Annotated in this window: 22 protein-coding genes and 1 other RNA gene; 14 read left to right on the top strand and 9 right to left on the bottom strand. The window is 55.9% G+C overall.

The window, feature by feature from the left end; translation table 11 throughout:
• Window positions 1–32: 32 nt before the first annotated feature.
• The 5 genes from ACCC84_RS09665 (at window position 33) to ACCC84_RS09685 (ending at window position 4,965) form a co-directional block, all read left to right on the top strand.
• Window positions 33–1,427, top strand: coding sequence for an HdeD family acid-resistance protein (locus tag ACCC84_RS09665; protein ID WP_004961963.1), 1,395 nt, complete (start codon window positions 33–35; stop codon window positions 1,425–1,427).
• On the top strand, window positions 1,427–2,197 hold the full coding sequence (locus ACCC84_RS09670) for an Lnb N-terminal periplasmic domain-containing protein (protein ID WP_004961966.1): 771 nt from the start codon (window positions 1,427–1,429) through the stop codon (window positions 2,195–2,197). The genes ACCC84_RS09665 and ACCC84_RS09670 overlap by 1 nt, the downstream gene beginning before the upstream one ends.
• 268 nt (window positions 2,198–2,465) lie before the next feature.
• The gene (locus ACCC84_RS09675; RefSeq protein ID WP_004961971.1) at window positions 2,466–3,092 is read left to right on the top strand and encodes a helix-turn-helix domain-containing protein; all 627 of its coding nucleotides are present in this window, start codon (window positions 2,466–2,468) and stop codon (window positions 3,090–3,092) included.
• 175 nt (window positions 3,093–3,267) lie between these two features.
• Window positions 3,268–4,326, top strand: a complete 1,059-nt coding sequence (ompA, locus tag ACCC84_RS09680) for a porin OmpA (RefSeq protein ID WP_004961974.1) — start codon at window positions 3,268–3,270, stop codon at window positions 4,324–4,326.
• Between the two features lie 96 nt (window positions 4,327–4,422).
• Window positions 4,423–4,965, top strand: coding sequence for a YfaZ family outer membrane protein (locus tag ACCC84_RS09685; protein ID WP_004961977.1), 543 nt, complete (start codon window positions 4,423–4,425; stop codon window positions 4,963–4,965).
• A gap of 101 nt (window positions 4,966–5,066) precedes the next feature.
• Here ACCC84_RS09685 and ACCC84_RS09690 read toward each other — a convergent pair whose 3' ends face one another.
• Entirely contained in the window at window positions 5,067–5,480 is a 414-nt protein-coding gene (locus ACCC84_RS09690; RefSeq protein ID WP_039992026.1) for a KPN_03583 family lipoprotein, read from the bottom strand.
• Window positions 5,481–5,722: 242 nt separating this feature from the next.
• Between ACCC84_RS09690 and ACCC84_RS09695 the strand changes: the two genes are divergently transcribed.
• Complete coding sequence (locus ACCC84_RS09695; protein ID WP_004961984.1) at window positions 5,723–6,859, top strand: GGDEF domain-containing protein; 1,137 nt, start codon at window positions 5,723–5,725, stop codon at window positions 6,857–6,859.
• A gap of 26 nt (window positions 6,860–6,885) precedes the next feature.
• Here ACCC84_RS09695 and ACCC84_RS09700 read toward each other — a convergent pair whose 3' ends face one another.
• Together ACCC84_RS09700 and ychF are read right to left on the bottom strand one after the other, a co-directional pair.
• The gene (locus ACCC84_RS09700) at window positions 6,886–8,484 is read right to left on the bottom strand and encodes a mechanosensitive ion channel family protein (protein WP_371901797.1); all 1,599 of its coding nucleotides are present in this window, start codon (window positions 8,482–8,484) and stop codon (window positions 6,886–6,888) included.
• 364 nt (window positions 8,485–8,848) lie between these two features.
• On the bottom strand, window positions 8,849–9,940 hold the full coding sequence (gene ychF / locus ACCC84_RS09705; RefSeq protein ID WP_004961991.1) for a redox-regulated ATPase YchF: 1,092 nt from the start codon (window positions 9,938–9,940) through the stop codon (window positions 8,849–8,851).
• Between the two features lie 373 nt (window positions 9,941–10,313).
• On the opposite strand from ychF, the gene ACCC84_RS09710 reads away from it, so the two are divergent.
• Window positions 10,314–11,789 (top strand): SulP family inorganic anion transporter, encoded by a 1,476-nt coding sequence (locus ACCC84_RS09710; protein WP_273869863.1) that lies wholly within the window; start codon window positions 10,314–10,316, stop codon window positions 11,787–11,789.
• 127 nt (window positions 11,790–11,916) lie between these two features.
• Here the strand turns inward: ACCC84_RS09710 and pth are convergent, their stop codons facing one another.
• Window positions 11,917–12,507: an aminoacyl-tRNA hydrolase gene (pth, locus tag ACCC84_RS09715; protein WP_004962000.1), complete on the bottom strand. Its 591-nt coding sequence runs from the start codon at window positions 12,505–12,507 to the stop codon at window positions 11,917–11,919.
• Between the two features lie 312 nt (window positions 12,508–12,819).
• On the opposite strand from pth, the gene ychH reads away from it, so the two are divergent.
• Window positions 12,820–13,098 (top strand): stress-induced protein YchH, encoded by a 279-nt coding sequence (ychH, locus tag ACCC84_RS09720; protein WP_004962002.1) that lies wholly within the window; start codon window positions 12,820–12,822, stop codon window positions 13,096–13,098.
• Between the two features lie 171 nt (window positions 13,099–13,269).
• Here ychH and prs read toward each other — a convergent pair whose 3' ends face one another.
• The 3 genes from prs to lolB form a co-directional block, all read right to left on the bottom strand.
• On the bottom strand, window positions 13,270–14,217 hold the full coding sequence (gene prs, locus ACCC84_RS09725) for a ribose-phosphate diphosphokinase (RefSeq protein ID WP_039992027.1): 948 nt from the start codon (window positions 14,215–14,217) through the stop codon (window positions 13,270–13,272).
• Between the two features lie 172 nt (window positions 14,218–14,389).
• Complete coding sequence (ispE, locus tag ACCC84_RS09730) at window positions 14,390–15,256, bottom strand: 4-(cytidine 5'-diphospho)-2-C-methyl-D-erythritol kinase (RefSeq protein ID WP_004962008.1); 867 nt, start codon at window positions 15,254–15,256, stop codon at window positions 14,390–14,392.
• Window positions 15,253–15,876, bottom strand: coding sequence for a lipoprotein insertase outer membrane protein LolB (gene lolB / locus ACCC84_RS09735; protein WP_039992028.1), 624 nt, complete (start codon window positions 15,874–15,876; stop codon window positions 15,253–15,255). The genes ispE and lolB overlap by 4 nt, the downstream gene beginning before the upstream one ends.
• Before the next feature lie 418 nt (window positions 15,877–16,294).
• On the opposite strand from lolB, the gene hemA reads away from it, so the two are divergent.
• The 6 genes from hemA to kdsA are packed head-to-tail and all read left to right on the top strand — an operon-like array spanning window position 16,295 to window position 21,636.
• Complete coding sequence (gene hemA, locus ACCC84_RS09740) at window positions 16,295–17,557, top strand: glutamyl-tRNA reductase (protein ID WP_004962014.1); 1,263 nt, start codon at window positions 16,295–16,297, stop codon at window positions 17,555–17,557.
• A 32-nt stretch (window positions 17,558–17,589) separates the two neighbouring features.
• Window positions 17,590–18,675, top strand: a complete 1,086-nt coding sequence (gene prfA, locus ACCC84_RS09745) for a peptide chain release factor 1 (RefSeq protein ID WP_004962017.1) — start codon at window positions 17,590–17,592, stop codon at window positions 18,673–18,675.
• Entirely contained in the window at window positions 18,675–19,505 is an 831-nt protein-coding gene (gene prmC, locus ACCC84_RS09750) for a peptide chain release factor N(5)-glutamine methyltransferase (RefSeq protein WP_198772867.1), read from the top strand. The genes prfA and prmC overlap by 1 nt, the downstream gene beginning before the upstream one ends.
• Window positions 19,506–19,543: 38 nt before the next feature.
• The gene (locus tag ACCC84_RS09755) at window positions 19,544–19,942 is read left to right on the top strand and encodes a SirB2 family protein (protein ID WP_371901798.1); all 399 of its coding nucleotides are present in this window, start codon (window positions 19,544–19,546) and stop codon (window positions 19,940–19,942) included.
• Window positions 19,939–20,748 (top strand): invasion regulator SirB1, encoded by an 810-nt coding sequence (gene sirB1 / locus ACCC84_RS09760; RefSeq protein WP_004962025.1) that lies wholly within the window; start codon window positions 19,939–19,941, stop codon window positions 20,746–20,748. The genes ACCC84_RS09755 and sirB1 overlap by 4 nt, the downstream gene beginning before the upstream one ends.
• Before the next feature lie 33 nt (window positions 20,749–20,781).
• Complete coding sequence (gene kdsA, locus ACCC84_RS09765; protein WP_004962026.1) at window positions 20,782–21,636, top strand: 3-deoxy-8-phosphooctulonate synthase; 855 nt, start codon at window positions 20,782–20,784, stop codon at window positions 21,634–21,636.
• Between the two features lie 54 nt (window positions 21,637–21,690).
• Here the strand turns inward: kdsA and dauA are convergent, their stop codons facing one another.
• Entirely contained in the window at window positions 21,691–23,382 is a 1,692-nt protein-coding gene (gene dauA / locus ACCC84_RS09770; RefSeq protein ID WP_004962030.1) for a C4-dicarboxylic acid transporter DauA, read from the bottom strand.
• A 522-nt stretch (window positions 23,383–23,904) separates the two neighbouring features.
• Window positions 23,905–24,026: non-coding RNA, RtT sRNA (locus tag ACCC84_RS09775), on the bottom strand.
• Window positions 24,027–24,162 lie beyond the last annotated feature (136 nt).

Consider the following 24,162-nt stretch of genomic DNA (forward strand, 5'->3'; position numbering starts at 1 on the left):
AACGATCATTTTAACGTGGAGGATGCTGGGCGATGGTTCAGTTGGTGATGATTCTGTTGGGGGTTGATTATCTACGTGCGCGCTGGCGCGGTCTGATGGTGATCGGCTGGCTGGGAATACTGGCCGGTATGGTGATCTTCATCGACGCGCTGGACGATGCGCTCTATTTTCCGCTCAACCCGTTCGCCTGGCTGCTGCTGCTGGAGGGGATTGCCACGCTGATGGTGGCACATACCGGCATTGGCGGGCAGCGCACGCTGCGCTACGTCAAGGGGGGAGCCTTTGTGCTGGCGGCGGTGTTGATTCTGGCCGGTCATCATCATGGCCATTTTGTGCTGTCGATGATCTTTGGCACGCTGTTTTTGGCCGACGGCCTGTTACAGACCATCAGCGCCACGGTGGTGCGTTACAAAAACTGGAAGTTGGCGGTAGTGGGCGGTTTGATAGAGATTGCGCTGGCAATCTTTTTCTACCAGCCGTATCCGACGCATTACGTCGGCACCGTGCCCTATTGCCTCGGACTGGGGCTGATTTTTGGCGGCTGGAACATGCTGATGTTGGCGATGCGCGTCAGGCGCATGGACATCAACCCGGCGGTACAGGGCAATGACGCGGCGGAACAGTCCAGCAGTGCGAATACCCGGCCGCAGTTGACCACCTGGGATGGGCCGCCAGCCGATGATGAACCGGCGCTGACGGTACACGTCTGGACGCCGGTGGGTTCGTCAAAGAACGCCACGGTCCCGCACCCGGTGATCGACCGATATATTGCCGCAGTAGATAAAGACGGGGTGATCTCCACCGGACACGCCGCGCTGGAAGCGCCTGAAGGGGTGTATATCAGCCTGTACCCGGCCGAGGACATTGACCGTTCTCCAGAGCAGTTTACCCGCCTGTTGCGCGCCACCGAGGAAAATAACGTCGCCGGGGTGTTCCAACCGGATTACCCGACCGAGTCCAGCGCCTGGTGTCCGTCAACGGTGCGAGTGCGTATTCGCAATTACGACGCCGCCCGCCTGCAACGCTTCTGGGAAGTGTACCGCCAGGACAAGACCTATAACCTGACGCACCGCAACTGCTCTAGCAGCGTGGCGAACGGGTTGGAGGCCGCACTTGAAGGGGTTGTCGGCAAGATCTGGGGGCAGCAGAGGCATTGGCGCGCATTGACCAAAATCCTGACAACCCCCGAACTCTGGGTAGCAGTGCAGATCCGCAAGCGGGCAAAAACCATGGCCTGGACGCCAGGACTGACGCTGGATTATGCCCGCGCACTCAGCATGCTGGCGGATCCGCGGCCTACCGGCTGGTTGACCACGGCGCAGCGTGCGGTGCGAAAAATCTTCTCGCTGCGCAAGCAATGGCGGGATGAGAAGCCCGATGCCACTGCTGCGCAGCCGGTGACTGACGGTAAAGGGGGAGCGGAATAATGGCGTTGTGGCGCTGGCCGGCGGCAGAGCCAAGCAACGCGCGCGACTGGCTGACGGAATATGCCAGATTGCCGACGGTGGAGTGGGGGGAGCAGGGCAAGGTGACGTTGCGTAACGTGCGTAACTTCACCTATCGCACCCGTGATGATTATTCGCCGGATTGGTATGACGCTGAATACGATCTCAATCAGGCGGCCACCGTGGATGTCATCGCATCCTATTGGTCGGGAAAATCAATTGCCCACCTTTTTTTGAGCTTTGGCTTTCAGGATGGTCGCCATCTGGCGATCTCCATCGAAACCCGCCGTAGCCGTGGCCAGTATTTTTCCACCTGGCGCGGCTTTTTCAACTATTACATGCTGACATATGTGGTCGCCGATGAACGCGACCTGATCGGCGTGAGAACCGACGTGCGCCGTGAACAGGTGTATCTCTACCCGGTGCAGATCGCGGCGCCAACCGTGCGTCAGCTGTTGCTGGAGTATCTGCGGCGTATCGATCAACTCAGCCAGCGGCCGGAGTTTTATCACACGCTGTCCAACAATTGCACCAGCAATATCCTGCGGCATGCCGCTGCCGTTTCCCCGGCCATTCGTTACCACTGGCGGGTGTTGGTCAGCGGCTATGCCGATCGCTACGTCTACGATCTTGGCCTGTTGGACAATGAGCTGCCGTTTGAGCAACTCAAGCAGCGTAGCCTGATCGTGCGCCCGCCTGAGGCGGTGATTGACGCAGACTTTTCACGCCAGATCCGCCGCGTTACGGCCTGAGGAGGCTGGCAGTACGCACAGGTTATCGCCGAAATTACCTGCAGGCATTCTTGGGGGGCGTTCGGTCTGCATTTTTGCCGACCGCCATAGCGCCAACTCCAGGACGGTAATAACCAAGAGCAAAATACAATTAACCCGCAGCGCCAGCGTTAAATTGTTTAAAATTAAATTCCAGCTGATTAAAGATCAAACGAAAGCGCTGGACAACGGTGAGCAATAAATTTAATCATGATAAGCAGACTAAACCCAATATTTCTGAGGAGCCGTGATGATTACGCAACCTGTTCGGCCCGAAGCGTCGATCCAGCGTTTGCTTGACGCGTTGGAACCCCTGGCCAAGCCAATGAACGTGATGCCGCGTAAGCGCCTGAACTGGGAATACAAGGGCGAGTCACAGTTTTACATCTTCAAGAGTGGTGAGCTGTCGATACTGCGGGCGTCAGACGGTTTGCTGATCGCCACGGCCTATGAACAAACGCTGTTTGGCCTGGCGGAAAGTATTCAGCCGTTGCGCTGCCACATTCTGCGGGTGGAAACGCCGTCAACCCTGTTGCGCTTGAATGCCAATGACGCCAAGGCATTATTTGCCGAGCAAGGTCTCTGGCAGGACGCCACGGTGTTGCTTTCCTATTACACCAGCTACCTGTTTTACCGCGATGCGTTGCTGGTGCAGCAGCGTACCTATTCGATCATTCGCGATCATCTGCTTGAACTGATCACGTTGCCGTTGGATACGCGCTTGAGAATTTCGATATTAGAATATATGCAGGACAGAACGTTGCTTTCGCGCAGCAGTATATTGAACGTAATTACAGAGCTGAAAAACAACCATCACATCGAGATAAAGCGCGGTGGCTACCTGTTGAATATGAACACGTTGCCAGACCGGTGTTGAGCGGTCATTATTGCACAGGGCTCAGGTGATTTTCTGTTTATTCTTTCCCGATAATTTAAAATTAAACAATAAAATAATAGAGGCATTCCAGGGCGTGTTTTATTATTTCCGCTAACAATCCACCTCGCCGTAAATATTTCATCGATGGCGAGCGTAATTATAGTCAGGAAATATTATGAAAAAAACACTTGTCGCGCTCATTGTATTAAATGCTTGCGCCGTGACTCCAGCTTTTGCCGCCGCGGATACCGGCACCTGGTACGGTGGCGCGAAACTTGGCTGGTCACATTATTTTGATGCCAGCGCGGATAAAGACTTTAGCGATAATCTGGATCATGCCACCGACTTTGATTTTAACAAAGACAACACCACCGGCGGCGTATTTGCCGGTTACCAGATTAATTCATGGTTGGCTGTTGAAGGTGGCTATGATTATCTCGGTAACATGCAGATCAACGGCAATAACGGCGTTGCCGGCGCAAAACTGGCCAGCCAGGGGCTGCAATTGTCAATGAAAGCCAGTTACGGCCTGACCGATAACTGGGATCTTTATGGTCGTGCCGGGGCCATGGCCTACCGGGCAGAAACCGAGCATGCCGGCCACAGCGCGTTCGAAACCGGCGTTCGGCCGTTGGCTGCGGTGGGCACGGAATATGCCTTTAACGATAACTGGGCAGGCCGCGTCGAATATCAATGGGTAAGCAACGTTGGCAACGTCAATCAGATTGGCGTCAGCGCCGACGTCAGTTCTCTGACCGCGGGCGTGGTGTATCGCTTCGGTCAACATGCGACACCGGTCGCCGCGGTTGTCGCCGCGCCGGTGGCCGGCCCGGCTGAACCACAGCGTTTCAATCTGAAGTCGGACGTGATGTTCGGTTATAACTCCGCCGAACTGTCGCCGCAGGGGCAGGCCGCGGTACGAGATCTCTATAACCGTCCGGAAATCCAGTCTGCCAAAAACCAGACCACCATGGTGATTGGCTACAGCGATCGCATCGGGTCCGCCGACTATAACCAGCAACTGTCGTCCCGTCGGGCTCAGGCGGTGGCCGATGAACTGATTGGTTTGGGCATGCCGGCGGCCAATGTGCAAGCTCAGGGGCGTGGTGCCAGCGAATCGGTAACGGGCACCCAGTGTGATGGTATCAGCGCGCGCAGCCAACGCATCGACTGCCTGGCGCCAGACCGCCGGGTAGTGGTTGAAATCGCCGGGCAGCACGCACCTCAGGCCTAAGCCACACGTCAGATAAAACTATTGATTATTGCCCGAGCTGTCCGTCGGGCTTTTTTTGCGTTCGTAACAGGCATTTTGCCAACGGTGAGAATAACTATGAAATGGATAAAAACCGGGTGTTTACTGGGGGGCATGTTAATGTCGGCGTCGGCCTTGGCGGTTGGCGTACACGGCGGGGCCGGTGAAAACTGGACTGACGTTGGCGTTGATTTCGGTACTCGCGATCCCGGGCTGGCCTTCAGTGCGAATTGGGCGCACAGCGATGATGACGGCGACGTCGCCGGGCTGGCAATGGGGCTGAATTTACCCTTGGGGCCGGTGTTGTTCACCATGGGTGGTAAAGCATTGTACCTTAACCCCGACGATGGCGATGAAGGCTATGCGCTGGCGGTGGGCGGCGGTGCACAACTGCCGCTGGGTGAGCACGTTACCGTCTTCGGCGATGCCTACTATTCCCCGGATTCATTGTCCAGCGGCGTGGAGGAGTATGTCGAAGGCAATGCCGGCGTGCGTTGGCAGGTGATCCCATTGATGGCGGTAGAGGCTGGGTATCGTTATATCGACATGAAAGGCAAAGACGGTCACCGCAATAATACCGTGGCGGATGGCATTTACACCTCGGTGAGTCTGGTGTTCTAAACCGGGATTTTATTCCGGCGCATACCGACAGGCAGGCGCTCGGATTATGCATCACGACGATCCCCCGGCCCCAACGCTGGGTGCCCGGGGACCCTTGCAGATCACGAAAGGGGGAGGATCAGCGGTTTTAATGCCGTATTGATTTGCATCAGACCGTCTTTATTCTGCTGTTTAAGGTACATCTCGTTCAACTCGCCGAACTGTTCAAGTTTGGTCAGCGCGTCGAAGGCCGGGCGTGCCTGGCTGCGTATATTCAATACTTCCGCCTGGCTAATCGGGTCGATACAGGTTTTTCTTATTTGAGTGCTGAATTGGTCAATGATGCGTTTGTTGTCGCGGTACAGCGGTTGCAAGCTGGCAGCGTCGCCGTTGTTGCCGCTAGCCGCAAGGTTCACCGGAAAGGCGATGGCATTGACTTCACTGACCACCGGATTAGCGTTGCTGGCGCATCCTGCCAGCAACAGCGTGGCAATCAGCACTTTTTTGACATGATGGGTATTAACGACTGCGAACATGAGGAAAGTATCCGTAAAGTAAAACTGCGGGAAACTTACCCTTACAGTCAGCCGCGCTGCCAGCATAAAACTGTTTATTTATAAATTTTACGCCATCTCTGGCATACACATCGCTGCCGTCGCGGCGACGTTTGCCCGGTTGAACGCTTGCAACCACTACGCCTCTGGTACATGCTGCGATGGCCGTAGCCGATTGATAATACGGCTGTATATCTTATCAGTAGCAAAAGGAACCGTCAGCCATGTCCCGCGAACAACGCAAAGCGAGCGCTTCAACACTGCCCGTTTGGGGCAGCAGGGCAGAAATGGTCAGCCAGGCGCTTGCGCGCAGCATACCGTGGTTTGCCTTCGTCAATATCAGTTTTGCGCTGATTATCGTGTTTCGTAATGTGCTGTTCGATCATTTTGACCAAACGCTGGCGACGCGCAGCGACATGCTGCACGAGATCGATGCGTTGATGCTGGCGATCGTGGTGATGTCGCTGGGCATGCTGAGCAGCCTGATGCGCGCCGAAGCCCGCTTATCGCCCGCCTGGCAAACGTTGCTGGCGCTGTTGCTGTTTGCGTTGAGCTGTCTGTGGTCTTTTTGCTGTTTTTACTTCGTCACCGTGTGGCGACTGCCGTTTTCTTATCCATTGACCATTATTTTAATGCTGACGGCGCTTGGCGCGCTGTATTTTTACCCCAAGGGATTGTTGCTGTTTTTGCTGCCGATCTGGCTGACCTGCCTGATGGCCAGCGTAAAGCTCAACGCCGGGCTGAATATGCGCTTTGTGATTATCTGGCTGTTGCTGGCGTTCATTTTGCTGTACGGACGTTACATTCTACTGCATTGGTTTAATGAAAACTGGCAGCGATATCAGGATAACCGACTGTTGATTTCCCGTCTGGAAACCATGGCCAATCAGGATGCGTTGACTGAAACCGCCAATCGACGTGCAATGGAACACCATCTTGCCGTTGCCGCCGAGCGCCAGCGCCCCTTTGCGCTGATCATGATCGACGTCGACTTTTTCAAGCGTTACAACGATCATTACGGCCACCCCGCAGGTGACCGCTGCTTGCGTGACATTGCCGCGATCTTGAAATCGTCGGTGCGTTCACCGGAGGACGTGGTTGCGCGTTACGGCGGTGAAGAGTTCTTGCTGTTGCTGTTCGATGCGTCGCTGGCCGGTGCAACGGTGGTGGCCGAGCGCATTCAGCAGAATATCCGCCGTCAGGGCGTGCCGCACGCTGCGTCAGAGGTGGGCGAAGTGGTGAGCGTCAGCATGGGGCTTGCCGCCTCGAGCGGGAATAAAAGCGACGCGCAACTGCTGGCAGAAGCCGATGCAGCGCTGTACCGCGCCAAACAGGGCGGCCGTGACCGTTGGCAAGTCTAACCCGATAGCAGGAGCATGCCGACCCGTCAGGGCTGTGCCGGCGGGCTGTACCAGCGTTCCTTTTTCACCAGTACCGGCAGTTCAGGCTGGTTGACAAAGTTTGGTGACATAATCTGTACGTCAAACTCGTTGAACACATCCTGAATATGCGCGTGCAGTTCGCTGCGTACTCCGGCCAGCGATTGTCCGGCCTGCAGTCTGACCTGAAGCTCATAGGCAATATACCAGTCCATCAGGCTGAGCTGGCGTACGATCGGCGGCTGGCTGTTATCCAGTCCGTGGGTACGACTGGCGGCCAGTTCCAGCATCGCATGTACCTGGCGCCACGGCGTATCGTAACCGATGGTGACGCTGGTGGTCATGTTGACGCCGGGGTTACCGTCGTGGGTGCTGAGATTGATGATTCTGCCGCTGACTACCACCGCATTGGGGACGGTGACCTCGTAGTTTTCCCGTGTGACGATCTTGGTGGCCAGCATGCCGACCTCGCTGACCACCCCTTCATTATCGGCAACGCGAATAATGTCGCCTTTACGCAACGCGCGTGAATAGGTCAGTACCAGGCCACTCATGGCGTGATTCATGACGCCGGCTGAACCGAGTGTCAACATCAGGCCGAAAAACACGCTGATGCCTTTGAAGGCCAGCGAATTGGCGCCGGGTAAAAACGGATAGGCCGCGGACAGTGCAAACAGCCACACCGCTACGCTGATCAATTTCCGCGTGACGCCGACGGTTTGTGGATGCAGGCCGGGAATATGCAGCGTGCCGCGTTCCACCCGCAGCAATACCACTTTAATCAGTTTGACAATAAAACCGGTGATAACAAAAATGGCGATCACCACGCATAGGCCGGGCAGGGCAGACAGGATCACCAGGCCAATGCGCTGGAACAGTTGCAGGGTGTATTCACCCAACTCCATCCCCCATATCCGCGTATAGGGAAACAGCCGCAATACCCAGCTAATCCATAGATAAAACCCCAGCACGCACAGGATACCCATCAGCCAGGCGTAGAGTCGTACCTCAAACTGGCCGAGGAAACTGCGCAGCTGTGGGAATAGACCGGGTTTGTTTTGTTGTTTTCTGGCGGCGTAATACCGTCTTACATACCCCAGAGAGCGGTAGGCGAACCAGCACACCGCCCCTAACACGGCGGCTCCCGCCACGCTTTTCAGCGCGGACAGCAGGAGATAGTGCGGGGAATACTGTTCGATTAATGCGTGGCGAAGGTTTTCCAGCCGTTGCAGTACCAACTGGCTGGCCTGCGCCAGGTTGAGATCGTCACCCTCATCCAGATCGCCTTGCGCCAATAGCATAAACGGTTTCTTATTGACCGAAAATACCACTGCCTGCTGCTGGTAGCGGGTGATGGTAACGATCTCAACCGGCTGTTGCAGATCCTGTTGGTTGAGCGCGCGCAGGTTGCGCACGATGCGTTGCACCCGTTCTTCCGGCGTTGTCAGGCCAAACCTGGCCTGCAGCATCACTACCGGCTGGTTGAGCAGCGTCAGGGTACGCGCCTGCTCCGCCGCGCTGGGCGTCTGGCGTGGTTCAGCGCTCCACAACAGGCTTGAATAACACAACAGGAGATAACACAGCAGGCATGAAAGTGATTTGTTCATCGCTATCCGCACCATCCGTATGGAACGATTGATACTTTGTCATCACAACCCACGAGCGTTGTGATAATTCGCGTGGTTCAGCGGCATCGGGAGACGGCTTTTGCACCACGCGCCTTTTACAGTGTAGCGAGAGTTGGCAGTTGCGATATGCGGCGAGTGAAAATTTTAGTTGCCTGCAAGCGACGAGGTTATTGCGGCACGAGTGTGCAGCTGCAATCGGCGATCAATGCCGTTATGTTGACCCGCGCCGAGCGATGGTCGGGCATCAACGGGCGATCTGCGGGCAATAAAAAACCCACGCGGGAACGTGGGCTGATAATGGTGGTGCGCCAATGTTGCGCCATTAGCGCTGTGGCATGCTGCGTTAGACGTTGAACAGGAAGTTCATCACGTCGCCGTCTTTGACCACGTAGTCTTTGCCTTCTGAACGCATCTTGCCGGCTTCCTTGGCGCCTTGCTCACCTTTATAGGTGATGAAGTCGTCAAAGGCGATGGTCTGGGCACGGATAAAGCCTTTTTCGAAATCGGTATGGATTTTACCGGCTGCCTGCGGTGCGGTTGCGCCAACCGGGATAGTCCAGGCACGAACTTCCTTCACGCCAGCGGTGAAGTAGGTTTGCAGATTCAGCAACTGGTAACCGGCACGGATCACGCGGTTCAGACCTGGCTCTTCCAGACCCAGTTCGGCCATGAATTCGTCGCGGTCTTCGTCTTCCAGTTCGGCAATGTCGGATTCAACCGCGGCGCATACTGCCACCACTACCGAACCTTCGCCCGCGGCGATTGCGCGCACGGTGTCGAGGTACGGGTTGTTTTCAAAGCCGTCTTCGTTGACGTTGGCGATGTACATGGTCGGTTTCAGCGTCAGGAAGCTCAGGTAACGGATGGCTGCCTTGTCTTCGTCGCTCAGATCCAGCGCGCGCAGCATACCGGCGTTTTCCAGATGCGGCAGGCATTTTTCCAGCGCAGCCAGTTCGGCTTTGGCGTCTTTGTCACCGCCTTTGGCTTTCTTCTGCACGCGGTGAATGGCGCGCTCACAGGTATCGAGATCCGACAGCGCCAGCTCGGTATTGATAACATCAATATCTTCGGCAGGATCGACCTTGTTGTTGACGTGAATGATGTTGTCGTTTTCAAAGCAGCGTACCACGTGACCAATGGCTTCGGTTTCGCGGATGTTGGTCAGGAACTGGTTACCCAGGCCTTCCCCTTTGGATGCACCCTTTACCAGGCCCGCGATATCAACGAATTCCATGGTGGTCGGCAAGATGCGCTGTGGTTTCACGATCTCGGCCAGTTGATCCAGACGCGGATCGGGCATCGGCACCACACCGGTGTTCGGTTCAATGGTGCAGAACGGGAAGTTGGCTGCTTCGATGCCCGCTTTGGTCAACGCGTTGAACAGGGTGGATTTGCCGACGTTTGGCAGACCGACGATACCGCATTTGAATCCCATGTTGTTATCACCTTAAATATCTTAACTATCAGCCAGTTAACTTTAACTGGCCGCATAAAGGGCAAAATAATGCCGCCATTATACACGTAATGCACATTTATCTCGATCCCGCCGTGTTGTCGGGGGCTGACTGCGCGACGCGCACGCGGCTGACAAAGGTTTGTGTTGAGATCCTGCTCACATTTCAACATACTTGTGGTTATAGTTAACCAACAGGAAACGTGTCGGATGTATTTCTTGCCTAGTCCACCCTGAGTGTTCCCGCCAACTAAATTGCCTATTACATCACTGACGTCTCGTCAGCGTTGATGTTTTCTGCTGCCCATATCGGGCATTCGTGTTAGTTATCAAAATCAGACTATCTGGAAAATTTATGTTCAACCTGAGCAATTTCAGGCTGGCGGACGTCAAGAATGAGGTTCTGGCCGGTTTTGTTGTGGCGGTATCGATGATCCCGGAAGCGGTCGGCTTTTCGCTGGTGGGCGGCCTGTCGCCGATTGTCGGCCTGCATACCGCCTTTATCATCGGTTTGACCACCGCGCTGTTCGGCGGCAAGCCGGGCATGGTCTCCGGCGCGGCGGGATCGATTGTAGTGGTATTGATGAGCCTTGCCGCTCAGCACGGCATGGACTATGTACTCTGGGCAACGATATTCGCCGGGATTATTCAAATCCTGATCGGCCTGTTCCGATTGGGCAAATTCATCCGGCTGGTGCCGCTGCCGGCAATCCACGGTTTTGTCAACGGGCTGGCGATTGTCATCATGCTGGCGCAGTTGCACATGATCGCCGGCCATGGGGTATTGATGTATGGGCTGGTGTTGCTGGCGATTCTGGTGGTGGTGTTTTTCCCGCGTTTGACCCGAGCCATTCCGGCATCGCTGGCGGCATTGCTGGTGGTATCGGCGCTGGCCGTCGGCTTGAATCTCGACACGCTGCGCGTAGGCGATCTGGCAGACATCTCCGGCAGCCTGCCGCATTTCAGCCTGCCGATGGCGCCGTTTACCCTGGAGATGCTCAAAGTGGTGCTGCCGTATGCGCTGATTATTGCCCTGGTAGGCCTGATTGAATCGCTGCTGACCATGACGGTGCTGGATGAAATGGGCGGTAAAAAAGGCAACGGCAACCGTGAAAGCCTGGCGCAGGGCGCGGGCAACGCCATCTGCGGTCTGTTTGGCTGCTTCGCCGGCTGCGCGATGATTGGCCAGTCGATCATCAACTTCACCTCAGGCGGCCGTGGCCGCATTTCCGGCGTGGTGGGGGCGTTGCTGCTGATTCTGTTCGTGGTTAGCCTGTCGTCATATATTGGCGTTATTCCGGTCGCCGCGCTGGCGGGTATCATGTTGGTGGTTTGTTACAATACCTTTGAATGGAGCTCATTGCGTCGTTTGAAGCGTATGCCGAAAGAAGACGCCTTTGTCTTGCTGACCGTTACCTTGATTACCGTTTTCGCCGATTTGGCGGTGGCGGTAATCAGCGGTGTGATCATATCGGCGCTGGTGTTTGCCTGGCAGCATGCTCGTATCACCATCCGTGATAAAAAAACGGAATCCGACACGGTTATCTACTCTCTGGAAGGGCCACTGTTCTTTGGTTCGGCGGCAGCCTTCGGCGAACTGTTCCAGCCGAACAGCGACCCGCAATCGATCGTACTGGATTTTGCCCAGACGCGGGTTATGGATTCCAGCGGCGTTGAAGCCATTGACAAGTTGACGGCGCGCTATCTGGCCGCTGGCAAAACGGTGCGGTTACGCCATTTGAGCGAGGATTGCGTCAGCCTGCTGCGCCAGGCCGGGCCGTTCTGCGTGCACGAGCTGGACGATCCGACCTACCGCGTCGCTGCGGATTAAGTGGCCTGAACAATGCCCCGCGTCGGCGGGGCAACGGTTACTTAATTTCAGCCGTGCGGCGGTGATGGGGCAGTCTTCGCCACGCCATATCATGGCCTGCCGACTGGCGGACAGGTAAGGGCAGCAATCAGTTGCCGGCCTTGAAGGCGTGCAGGCGGTTCATGGCTTTGGTCATGCCTTCTTTTAACAACAGTTCGGTACAGCGCAGCGATTCGTCAATGGCGTCATCGATCAGCGTCTGCTCGCTGGCAGGCGGTTTACCGAGCACGAAGCCCACCACTTTATTACGATCGCCCGGGTGGCCAATGCCGATGCGCAGGCGGTAAAAATTGGGGTTGTTGGCCATTTTGCTTTGAATGTCTTTCAGGCCGTTATGCCCGCCGTTGCTGCCCCCCAGCTTCAGCTTGGCCACGCCCGGCGGCAGATCCAGCTCGTCATGCGCTACCAGAATTTCATCGGCCTGGATACGATAAAAGGTCGCCATCGCCGCTACCGCTTTGCCGCTGAGATTCATAAAGGTGGTGGGTACCAGCAGGCGGACGTCATGGCCAGCCAGATTCAGACGCGCGGTATAACCAAAGAATTTGCTTTCTTCCTTCAACGGCTGGTTATGGCGCTGCGCCAGCAGGTCTACATACCACGCCCCGGCGTTGTGGCGCGTTTGGGCGTACTCGGCGCCTGGGTTCGCCAGGCCAACAATCAATTTGATACTGCTCACGGAGTGATTCGCTATGCTCAGAATAGTGGAAAGGGCATTAGTCTACCTTCCGCCGCGCCGAATGACAAAATGCGCGCTGCCAGCGGCCCCGTCAGGTTGATTTACCTATAATAGTGAATAATACATTAGCGTAATCATTCAATTTGAGCGCTAATAGTTACCTTAAAGTAAAGAATTGTCAGACTTAATTGCTCATTTGTGATCGTCAACTCAATACCCTTGCTGGCGTAGTGTCTATACTTGACTTATCAAAGAGGGTTAACAATTTATCTGTTACTCCCGTTTGGTTTTCTGGCATGGAGGAGGTGACATATGAAACGTAAAAATGCACAGCTGATGAGCAACGTTCTGATGGGCCTGGGGCTGGTAGTGATGATCGGCGGGGTTGGATACTCCATTGTGGCTGAAGTATCGAGCTGGAATCTGCCGCAGTTTTTTGCCCACGGCGCAATCTTCAGCATCTTTGTCGGCGCACTGCTGTGGCTGGTTGGCGCACGCGTCGGCGGGCGTGAACAGGTAGCGGATCGCTACTGGTGGGTAAAGCACTTTGATAAACGCTGCCGCGGTAATCAGCACCGTTCTTCACATTAATCTAAAGGGAAGCGCTTGTTCGGCAAGGGAATCATGCCGTGTAATCAGGTTGTGAGCCATGTCCGTCATTAAATAGAAAACCCGTTGTCGCTTGCGCTTCAACGGGTTTTTCTTTTACTGCTATGCGTCAACGCCATACTGGCACGCGGGGGGTTGCGTGCCAGCCAGGAATCAATGTTCGAACATGGCCGAAATTGATTCTTCGTTGCTGATGCGGCGGATGGCTTCTGCCAACATGCCGGACAGCGTAAGCGTGCGGACGTTTTTCAGTGCCTTGATTTCCGGCGACAGCGGGATGGTGTCGCAGACGATCACTTCATCGATGACCGAGTTCTTGATGTTGTCCACGGCATTACCGGAGAAGATCGGGTGCGTCGCGTAGGCAAATACGCGCTTGGCACCGCGTTCTTTCAACGCTTCAGCCGCTTTACACAAGGTACCACCGGTATCAATCATATCGTCAACCAGCACACAGTCACGGCCTGCGACGTCACCAATAATATGCATCACCTGAGAAACGTTGGCGCGTGGGCGACGTTTGTCGATGATAGCCATGTCGGTATCGTTGAGCAGTTTGGCGATAGCACGGGCGCGTACTACACCACCGATATCCGGTGAAACCACGATTGGGTTTACCAGGTTCTGTTGCAACATGTCTTCCAGCAGGATCGGGCTACCGAACACGTTATCTACCGGGACATCAAAGAAGCCTTGAATCTGTTCAGCATGCAGATCCACTGTCAATACGCGGTCAACCCCTACGCTGGAGAGGAAATCGGCAACAACTTTGGCAGTGATCGGAACACGCGCAGAACGCACGCGGCGATCCTGACGAGCGTAACCGAAATAGGGGATAACGGCAGTGATACGACCTGCGGAGGCGCGACGCAGGGCATCGACCATAACAACCAGTTCCATCAGGTTGTCGTTGGTGGGAGCACAGGTGGACTGGATGATGAAAATATCACCACCGCGTACATTTTCGTTGATTTGCACGCTCACTTCGCCGTCGCTAAAACGACCTACAGCGGCGTCACCAAGGCTGGTGTACAAACGGTTGGCAATACGTTGTGCTAGTTCCGGGGTGGCGTTACCAGCAAAAAGCTTCATATCAGGCACGAGAAGAACCTCAGGCTTGCGTCCAGAGAAGATATTGTCATTCGGCCTTCGCCAAGGGGCAATTGGCGACGCCGACGCAATATACATACGGGTGTGTAAAACTCAATGAGGCGTAGGTAGCGCTGGGATGACAGGGTCAGGTGTGGCTGACCCTGCACAGCAAAACGTTGAGCTACGACTCAAACTGCCCGGAACGGCGACGATGTAGTGGAGAGACGTTAACGCCACGCGCTACAAAACCACGCAACCACTCCGGGGCTTGACTTAACACCTGACGGGCGGCGATCTCTGTGTCGAATTCGGCAAACACACAAGCTCCGGTGCCAGTCAGGCGTGACGGCGCGTATTGTAACAGCCATGAAAGAAGCTGTTCAACCTCGCGAAAACGTTTTCTTGCGATCGGTTCGCAATCATTTGCGTACGGCGCCCGTAATAGTACGTCCAGTGGGCGAACCGGGGTATCTCTTTTTAATTCGGCATCGCCAAAAATCAGCGGCGTAGCAATACTGACCCCCGGATGCGCCACCAGATACCATTTTTCCTGCGGTTCAGCCGGCTGCAAACGTTCGCCGATGCCCTCGGCGAAGGCGGCGTGACCCCGCACGAACACCGGCACATCGGCCCCCAGGGTCAGACCCAGCGTCGCCAGACGCTCATCGCTGAGGCCGCATTGCCACAGGCTGTTGAGCGCCACCAGCACCGTGGCGGCGTTGGAGGAGCCGCCGCCGAGCCCACCCCCCATCGGCAATACCTTATCGATGCTGATGTCTGCGCCGCGCGGTGCGCTGTCAATCGCCTGTTCGGTGCAATAATCTTGCAGCAGACGTGCTGCACGCACGATCAGATTCTGTTCATCCGGCACGCCGTCGACCGGCGTTAGCAAGCGGATCTGCTGATCCTGACGCGGCACGATGGTCAGGCTGTCGCCGTAATCGAGAAACTGGAACAGCGTCTGTAATTGATGATAGCCGTCGGGGCGACGGCCGGTGATATATAAAAACAGGTTGAGTTTTGCCGGGGAGGGCCACGGGTGAATCATTTGAGCGTCCAGTTATCCATTTTCAACTTGATGCGCTGCTCACCCTGTTGCAGTTCCAGACGGCTTGGCAACTGAGGTTTCAGGTCGCTATTGTAATCCTGATAGTCGACGTTCCAACTCTGGCCGCCTTGCTGATAGCTGAGCTTGCTCAGGCGATACTGGTCATCAAGCGTAAAATCGCTGGCTTCACCCGGCAGGCCAAGCATCCATTGACGCAGGTTATCCAGCGGGATCGACATGCCGGTCAATTTGCGGATCATCTCTTCGGCGTTATCGCTGACGTAGCGTTTACCCTGGTTATCCGTCAGTTGCACCACATTTTGCTGCACGTTCAGTTCCAGTTCGGTACTGCCCAGCGGATTGGTCAGCAGCAGACGGTAACGTTCGGGTGAATACTGTTGCCAGAAGAAGCGGGCGTAGACTTTCTTGCGATCGGAAATATAGGCAAAGGCGCCACGGGTCTGATACTGACTCAACTGCTGGACCGCCTGTTCATGGGCGCGCCACTGCGGCGAGGTAGGACTGGTCGCCGGGCCGGTAGGTCGGGTGGTGGTACAGGCCGCCAATACCAGGCTGGCCAGGGGAATCAGACGGAGCAGACTGACTTTGCGGATTGGCATAACTTTTGTCCTTTTGTCCTTGCGGGCTAACGTGATGCAACCCATTCTGCCACCACGCTAGCGGGCGAATGGCGTAGCGTCAATAGGCGAGGGTAGGTGTTCGGTTGGCCGACGATGCGGGAGACGCGGCCAGACCGCGGGCGCTTTCCCCAGGCAAATGCGCAATAATCGCCACGCGGTGCCCAATTGGCGGATAAACCCACTAGACTGTTAGAGATGGGCGGCGTGATTGTTGAGCTATTGCGGTATTTTTGTCGTCTAATCATGATATTAGCCATTTATTGAACTTTTTGCTCAATTTATAACGTCTATAACAGCGATTGGACGGAAGATGCGGTTGTTACTTTTATTGATCCCGCGCATCAAGTAGAATGCCGTTCAACGAGAACCCGTACCAATATAAGTATTACTCGAAGCAATGACCCTGCTGGCGTTAGGTATCAATCACAAAACCGCTCCGGTTTCCTTGCGGGAAAAAGTCACTTTTTCCCCTGAGTCAATCGATCAGGCGCTGAACAGCTTGCTCCAGCAACCGCTGGTGCAGGGCGGTGTCGTGTTGTCCACCTGTAACCGCACCGAGCTGTATCTCAGCGTTGAACAACAGGAACATATTCACGAACAGCTGGTCGCCTGGCTGTGCGAATACCACAAGCTGCGCCCGGAAGACGTCAGCAAAAGCCTGTACTGGCACCATGACAACGACGCCGTCAGCCATCTGATGCGTGTGGCCAGCGGTCTGGATTCGCTGGTGCTGGGTGAACCGCAGATCCTTGGCCAGGTGAAGAAAGCCTTTGCCGAATCGCAACGCGGCCAATCGTTGTCGGGCGAGCTTGAGCGTCTGTTCCAAAAATCCTTCTCCGTCGCCAAACGCGTGCGTACCGAAACCGACATCGGCGCCAGCGCGGTTTCGGTGGCCTTCGCCGCCTGTACGCTGGCACGCCAGATCTTTGAGTCGCTGGCGGATCTGAACGTTCTGCTGGTGGGCGCCGGTGAAACCATCGAGCTGGTGGCACGCCATCTGCGCGAACACAATGTCAAACACATGATCATCGCCAACCGCACCCGCGAGCGCGCGCAGCTGTTGGCGGAGGAAGTCGGTGCCGAGGTGATCACCCTGCCGGAGATCGACGCGCGTCTGGCAGATGCCGATATCATTATCAGTTCTACCGCCAGCCCCTTGCCGATCATCGGTAAAGGGATGGTGGAGCGGGCGCTGAAAGCGCGCCGCAATCAGCCTATGCTGCTGGTGGATATCGCCGTTCCGCGCGATATCGAACCGGAAGTCGGCAAGTTGGCCAACGCCTATCTGTACAGCGTTGACGACCTGCAGGCGATTATCCAGCACAATCTGGCGCAGCGTAAGGCGGCAGCGGTACAGGCTGAAACCATCGTTCAGCAGGAAAGCACCAACTTTATGGCCTGGCTGCGTTCGCAGGGGGCGGTGGAAACCATTCGCGACTACCGTTCGCAGGCCGATCAAATCCGTGCCGATATGGAAGCCAAAGCCTTGGCGGCCATAGCCCAGGGCGCCAACGTGGAGCAGGTTATTCACGACCTGGCCCACAAATTGACCAACCGCCTTATTCATGCCCCTACCAAATCCCTCCAGCAGGCAGCCGGCGACGGCGACGTGGAGCGGTTGCAAATATTACGCGACAGCCTCGGGCTGGATCAGCACTAGTTTTCTCTTATTAACAGGGTTTATAACCACGCATGAAGCCTTCTATTGTTGCCAAACTGGAAGCGTTACAAGAGCGCCATGAAGAAGTTCAGGCGCTGCTCGGCGATGCCGGCGTTATTGCCGATCAGGATCGGTTCCGCGCGTTGTCGCGCGAATATGCGCAGCTGACCGACGTTAGCCGTTGTTTCCTGGAATGGCGCCAGGTGCAAGATGATGTTGCCACCGCCGAGATGATGCTGGACGACCCGGAAATGCGCGAAATGGCGCAGGAAGAGCTAAAGCAGGCCAGAGAAACCACCGAAACGCTGGAGCAGCAGTTACAGTTGCTGCTGTTGCCGAAAGACCCGGACGACGAGCGTAGCTGCTTCCTTGAAGTGCGTGCCGGCACCGGCGGCGATGAGGCTGCGATTTTTGCCGGCGATCTGTTCCGTATGTACAGCCGCTACGCCGAAGCGCGACGCTGGCGGGTAGAAGTCATGAGCGCCAATGAAGGCGAGCACGGCGGCTACAAGGAAGTGATCGCCAAGGTTTCCGGCGACGGGGTGTATGGCCAGCTCAAATTCGAATCCGGCGGGCATCGCGTACAGCGGGTGCCGGAGACCGAATCGCAAGGACGTATTCACACCTCAGCCTGTACCGTGGCGGTGATGCCGGAAGTGCCGGAGGCCGAACTCCCCGAGATTAATGCAGGGGATTTGAAGATCGACACCTTCCGTTCCTCAGGCGCCGGTGGCCAGCACGTCAACACCACCGACTCGGCGATTCGTATTACCCACTTGCCGACCGGCATCGTGGTGGAATGCCAGGACGAACGTTCGCAGCACAAAAACAAGGCCAAGGCGATGTCGGTGCTTGGCGCGCGCATTCGCGCTGCAGAAATGGCCAAGCGTCAGCAGGCGGAAGCCTCCACCCGTCGCAATCTGTTGGGCAGCGGCGATCGTTCTGACCGTAACCGTACCTATAACTTCCCACAGGGGCGCGTGACCGATCACCGCATCAACCTGACGCTGTACCGTCTGGACGAAGTGATGGAAGGTAAACTGGATATGCTGATCCAGCCGATAGTGCAGGAATACCAGGCCGATCAGCTGGCCGCGCTGTCTGCCGAGCAAGAGTAATGGATTATTGCAGCTGGCTGGCGGCCGCGACCGCGCGCTTGACGCACAGTGACAGCGCCAAGCGGGATGCGGAAATCCTGCTGGGGTTTGTCACCGGCCGTGCCAGAACCTTTTTGCTGGCGTTTGGCGAAACCCTGCTGACGACGCAGGAAAGCGCACAACTGGAACAACTGCTGGTGCGCCGTGAACGCGGCGAGCCGGTGGCCTATCTGATTGGCGAACGCGAGTTCTGGTCATTGCCGCTGTCGGTATCTCCCGCTACGCTGATCCCGCGTCCTGACACCGAATGCCTGGTGGAACAGGCGTTGGCGCGTCTGCCGGCACACCGCTGCGAGATCCTCGATTTGGGTACCGGCACCGGGGCGATTGCCTTGGCGTTGGCCAGCGAGCGCGCGGATTGTATGGTGACCGGCGTGGATTTACAGCCGCAAGCGGTCGCCCTGGCGCAGCATAATGCGCAAAAGCTGGCAATTGGCAATGTGCAATTTCATCAGGGCGACTGGTTTACGCCGGTTGCTGGTCGTCGTTTTGATCTGATCGCCAGCAACCCGCCGTACATTGACGGCGACGATGTGCATTTATCGCAGGGCGATGTACGTTTTGAACCCGGCAGTGCGCTGGTGGCGCAGGAGCATGGGCTGGCGGATTTACGCGCCATCGTGCAGCAGGCGCCGCGCTATTTGCAACCGCAAGGCTGGTTATTGCTGGAACACGGCTGGCAACAGGCTGAAAGCGTGCGCGCCATGCTGGCGGCGGCCGGCTTCAGCGCGATAGAGAGTTGCCGCGATTATGGCGGCAATCTACGCGTGACGCTCGGCCAATATCTTTGACATAAAAATAACGACACAGACAGGACAAGGGAACCGGTATGGCAGCCTACGCCGCATTAAAGCATTTGCATCAACTGACGGTCGCTATCAGTATTACGTTGTTCATCCTGCGTTTTTTCTGGCATTGGCGCCATTCGCCGATGAAGCACAGGCGTTGGGTGAAGATCGCGCCGCACATTAATGATACGGTGCTGTTTCTCAGTGGGATTGCCCTGGTGGTGATGTTCAAGTTTTATCCACTGCTGGGTATGGACTCTTGGCTGACCGAGAAGCTGTTTGGCGTTATTATCTATATCCTGCTGGGCTACGTCGCATTGGGCAAGAAAACCCGCAGCCGGAACCTGCGCACGTTGGCATTTGTTCTGGCGCTCGGTTGTCTCTACCTGATAATTAAACTTGCCACGACGAAAATACCGTTTTTGATGGGATATTTATGAGTAGTATTGCCGAGTTTGAATTTAACACCTCGCCATTGAGCGAAGGCGTGATGCTGGTATCACAGGCGGTACGCCGTGATTATCCCGCCGCCGACGTGGCGCGTCAGTTGCAGCAACTGACCGAAGAAGCGCGTGCGGCGGTGCCGAGTGATATCAGCCAGGAACAGCAATTGGAGGCGCTGATTGAGCTGTTCTATAAAACCTGGGGATTCGGCGGCGCCAGCGGCATTTACCGACTGTCCGACGCTATCTGGCTGGATAAAGTGCTGGAAGGCCGTCAGGGTACGCCAGTGTCTCTTGGCACCATTTTCTTGCATATCGCCCATCAGTTGAATTTGCCGCTGATGCCGGTGATTTTCCCGACCCAGTTGATTCTGCGGGCCGACTGGATGGATGAAGAGATGTGGCTGATTAATCCGCTCAATGGTGAAACGTTGAACGAACACACGCTGGAAGTGTGGATCAAAGGCAATCTCGGCCTGGGCGCAGAATTGGAAGATGACGATCTGGAAGAGTCGGAAAATGTCATGGTGGTACGCAAAATGCTCGATACGCTGAAGGCTTCGCTGATGGAGGAAAATCAGATGGAACTGGCGCTGCGGGCCAGCGAGACCGTACTGTGCTTTGATCCCGACGATCCGTACGAGATCCGCGATCGCGGGCTGATTTATGCACAGTTGGAATGTAATCATATTGCCATTTCCGATCTGAACTATTTTGTCGAGCAGTGTCCTGAAGATCCGGTCAGCGAAGTGATCAAGGTACAGATCCACGCGATTGAACCGAAGCAGGTTACGCTGCATTAATTTCTTCGATTTATCACTAACAAAGGCGTAAGCATGAAACAGAAAGTGGTTAGCATTGGCGACATCAAGGTAGCGAACGATCTGCCGTTTGTGCTGTTCGGCGGCATGAACGTGCTGGAATCACGCGATTTGGCGATGAGCATTTGCGAACACTACGTCACCGTGACGCAAAAACTGGGCATTCCCTACGTTTTCAAAGCTTCTTTTGATAAAGCCAATCGCTCTTCAATTCATTCGTACCGCGGGCCGGGTTTGGAAGAAGGGATGCGCATTTTCGAAGAGATCAAAAAAACCTTCGGCGTAAAAATCATCACCGATGTGCATGAATCAGCTCAGGCGCAGCCGGTTTCTGAAGTGGTTGATGTCATTCAGTTGCCAGCCTTCCTGGCGCGTCAGACCGATCTGGTCGAAGCGATGGCCAAAACCGGCGCGGTGATCAACGTCAAGAAGCCGCAGTTCGTCAGCCCGGGCCAGATGGGTAACATTGTCGATAAGTTCAAGGAAGGCGGCAACGATCAGGTTATTTTGTGCGATCGCGGCAGCAACTTTGGCTATGACAATCTGGTGGTCGACATGCTGGGCATCAACGTGATGAAAAATGTTACCGGCGGTCATCCGGTGATTTTCGACGTCACGCATGCCCTGCAAACCCGCGATCCGTTCGGTGCTGCTTCCGGCGGCCGTCGCGCACAGGTCGCCGAGTTGGCGCGTGCCGGCATGGCGGTTGGTCTGGCCGGTCTGTTTATCGAAGCGCACCCGGAGCCAAACAGCGCCAAATGCGACGGCCCGTCGGCGTTGCCGCTGGATAAGCTGGAGCCGTTCCTGGTGCAAATGAAAGCGATTGACGATCTGGTCAAGAGCTTCCCGGAGCTGGATACCAGCAACTGAGCCTGCCAGCCCACCGGCAGGTCAAAGCTAGCCCGACATCATGTCGGGCTTTTTTTATTGCGCATCCAGCGCTGCCAGAGCTTCAGGCAGTGTCGAATAGAACAGCAGCCGGCCGGCGATCGGTTGCACGCGCGCTCGGGCCAGCGTTTTTAACGGTTGGAAGGGAATATCGCTGACGATCAGTCGTTTTCCCTGCGGCAAGGCATCGATGAAACGTTGCAGGGCGTTTAAGCCGCCGGCATCCAGCACCGGTACGGCATCCCATTGCAGCACGATGTCCTGATAAGGTTCGCTGTCGGTCAATAAGTCGCTAAAGATGCGCTCGGCGGCGGCGAAAAACAGCGGTCCATTGACCCGCAGTACCAGACGCCCGTTATCGCGGCTCAGTTCAGTCAGTCTGGTCATGCGTGCGATACGGCGCATAAACAGCAGCGATGCCAATACGATGCCGACGGTAATGGCGATTACCATGTCAAACAGTACCGTCAGCGACATGCACAGTAGCATGACCACCACGTCGTCTTTGGGCGCACGGCGCAGCAGATACACCACCTTATGTGCTTCGCTCATATTCCAGGCCACCAGCAATAACAGCGATGCCATCGCCGCCAGCGGCAGATAGGACAGCCAGGGCGCCAGCACCAGTAATGCCAATAGCACCAGCAGGGCGTGGATGATGGCGGAAACCGGCGATGTGGCACCGGCCCGCACGTTAGCCGCCGAGCGCGCAATGGCGGCGGTAGCGGTGATGCCGCCAAAGAAGGGGGCGATGATATTACCCGCTCCCTGGCCGATCAGTTCGCTATTGGCATTGTGCTTTTTGCCCGTCATGCCATCCAGTACCACAGCGCAAAGCAGGGACTCAATGGCCCCCAGCATGGCCATGGAAAACGCCGCCGGCAGCAGGGCGGTCAGCGTCTGCCAATTTAATACCATCCGTTTGCCGTCGATTGCCGGTAGCTGCCATGGCAATACCCACTGCGGCAGAATCGGCGGTATGCCATGGCCTTGGCTACCGTCCGCCAGCAGATAGCCAAAGCGTGAGCCGATGGTGGCGACCGGATGATCAAACGCATTCAGCAATGCCATCACCGCGGTGCCGACCAGCAGCGCCGGCAGATGGCCAGGAACGCGCAGGCCAAGCTTCGGCCAGTAAATCAGCGTGAGCAGCGTGAGTGCGCCAATCAGCGTGTCGCCGATATTCAGCGTTGGCATTGCCTGTAGCAAAGCATAAATTTTACCGAGGTAATGCGCTGGCATATCGGCGATATGCAGACCGAAGAAATCGTTGATTTGTAGCGTCGCGATGGTGATGGCGATGCCGGAGGTAAAACCGAGCGTGACCGACAGCGGAATATATTCAATCAAGCGGCCAAAACGTGCCAAGCCCATCATGACCAGAAAAATCCCGGACAGCAGCGTAGCGATCAGCAGGCCAGACAAACCAAATTGTTGCGAAACCGGGTACAGAATGACCACGAAGGCGGCGGTGGGGCCGGAGACGCTGTAACGCGAACCACCGCTGATGGCGATGACGATCCCGGCGATGGCAGAGGTATACAGGCCGTATTGCGGTGGTACGCCGCTGGCAATGGCCAGCGCCATCGCCAGCGGGATGGCGATAATGCCGACGGTGACGCCGGCAATGGCGTCTTTCAGCAGGCGTTGCAAGCTATAAGGTTCTCGCCAACAGGCGTCAATCAGTGCGCTGAACGGCCGAATGCCGTTAATTTCGTGCGTTTTCATCTAAGGTGCAAACCAACTTTGAGAAAAGAAAGGAATGGCGGGCCAGATGAGGTCCGTCTCGAAAAGCTGTAACACAGCATACGCCTTCCGCTGCAGCGTTTCCTAGATATGGGTCAATGGTAAGCTGCAAAGGCGCAGCGTGTGGTTTTGTCGGGGCGTTTTTATTCACCAGAACAGTACTGTTGCGGTATGGACAGGATTGACTGCAGGCAGAAGGTGGATTTTTGCCGGTTATGAGGATGTGGTTGCGGTTAAGCGCTAAAAAGCCGTGGCGACTGTCTGGGCGTCGTGGCATTAACGCCGGACTATAAAGCAAAAAAGCCTGAACGTGAGTCCAGGCTTTCTCTTGAAATATGGCGGTGAGAGAGGGGGGGATTCGCTGCGCTCACCCTACGGGCAGCCTGCGGCTGTCCAAAACGCAATGCGTTTTGTCGAACCCAGTCGAGGGTTCTCACCCCTCTCTGTGCGGTGGGGCATATAGCAAAAAAGCCTGAACATAAGTTCAGGCTTTCTCTTGGAATATGGCGGTGAGAGAGGGGTTGATTCGCTGCGCTCACCCTACGGGCAGCCTGCGGCTGTCCAAAACGCAATGCGTTTTGTCGAACCCAGTCGAGGGTTCTCACCCCTCTCTGTGCGGTAGGGCATATAGCAAAAAAGCCTGAACATAAGTTCAGGCTTTCTCTTGGAATATGGCGGTGAGAGAGGGGTTCGAACCCTCGATACACTTTCGCGTATACACACTTTCCAGGCGTGCTCCTTCAGCCACTCAGACACCTCACG

Origin of the sequence: Serratia odorifera, from assembly GCF_041448735.1 — a bacterium.
Classification (GTDB): domain Bacteria; phylum Pseudomonadota; class Gammaproteobacteria; order Enterobacterales; family Enterobacteriaceae; genus Serratia_F; species Serratia_F odorifera.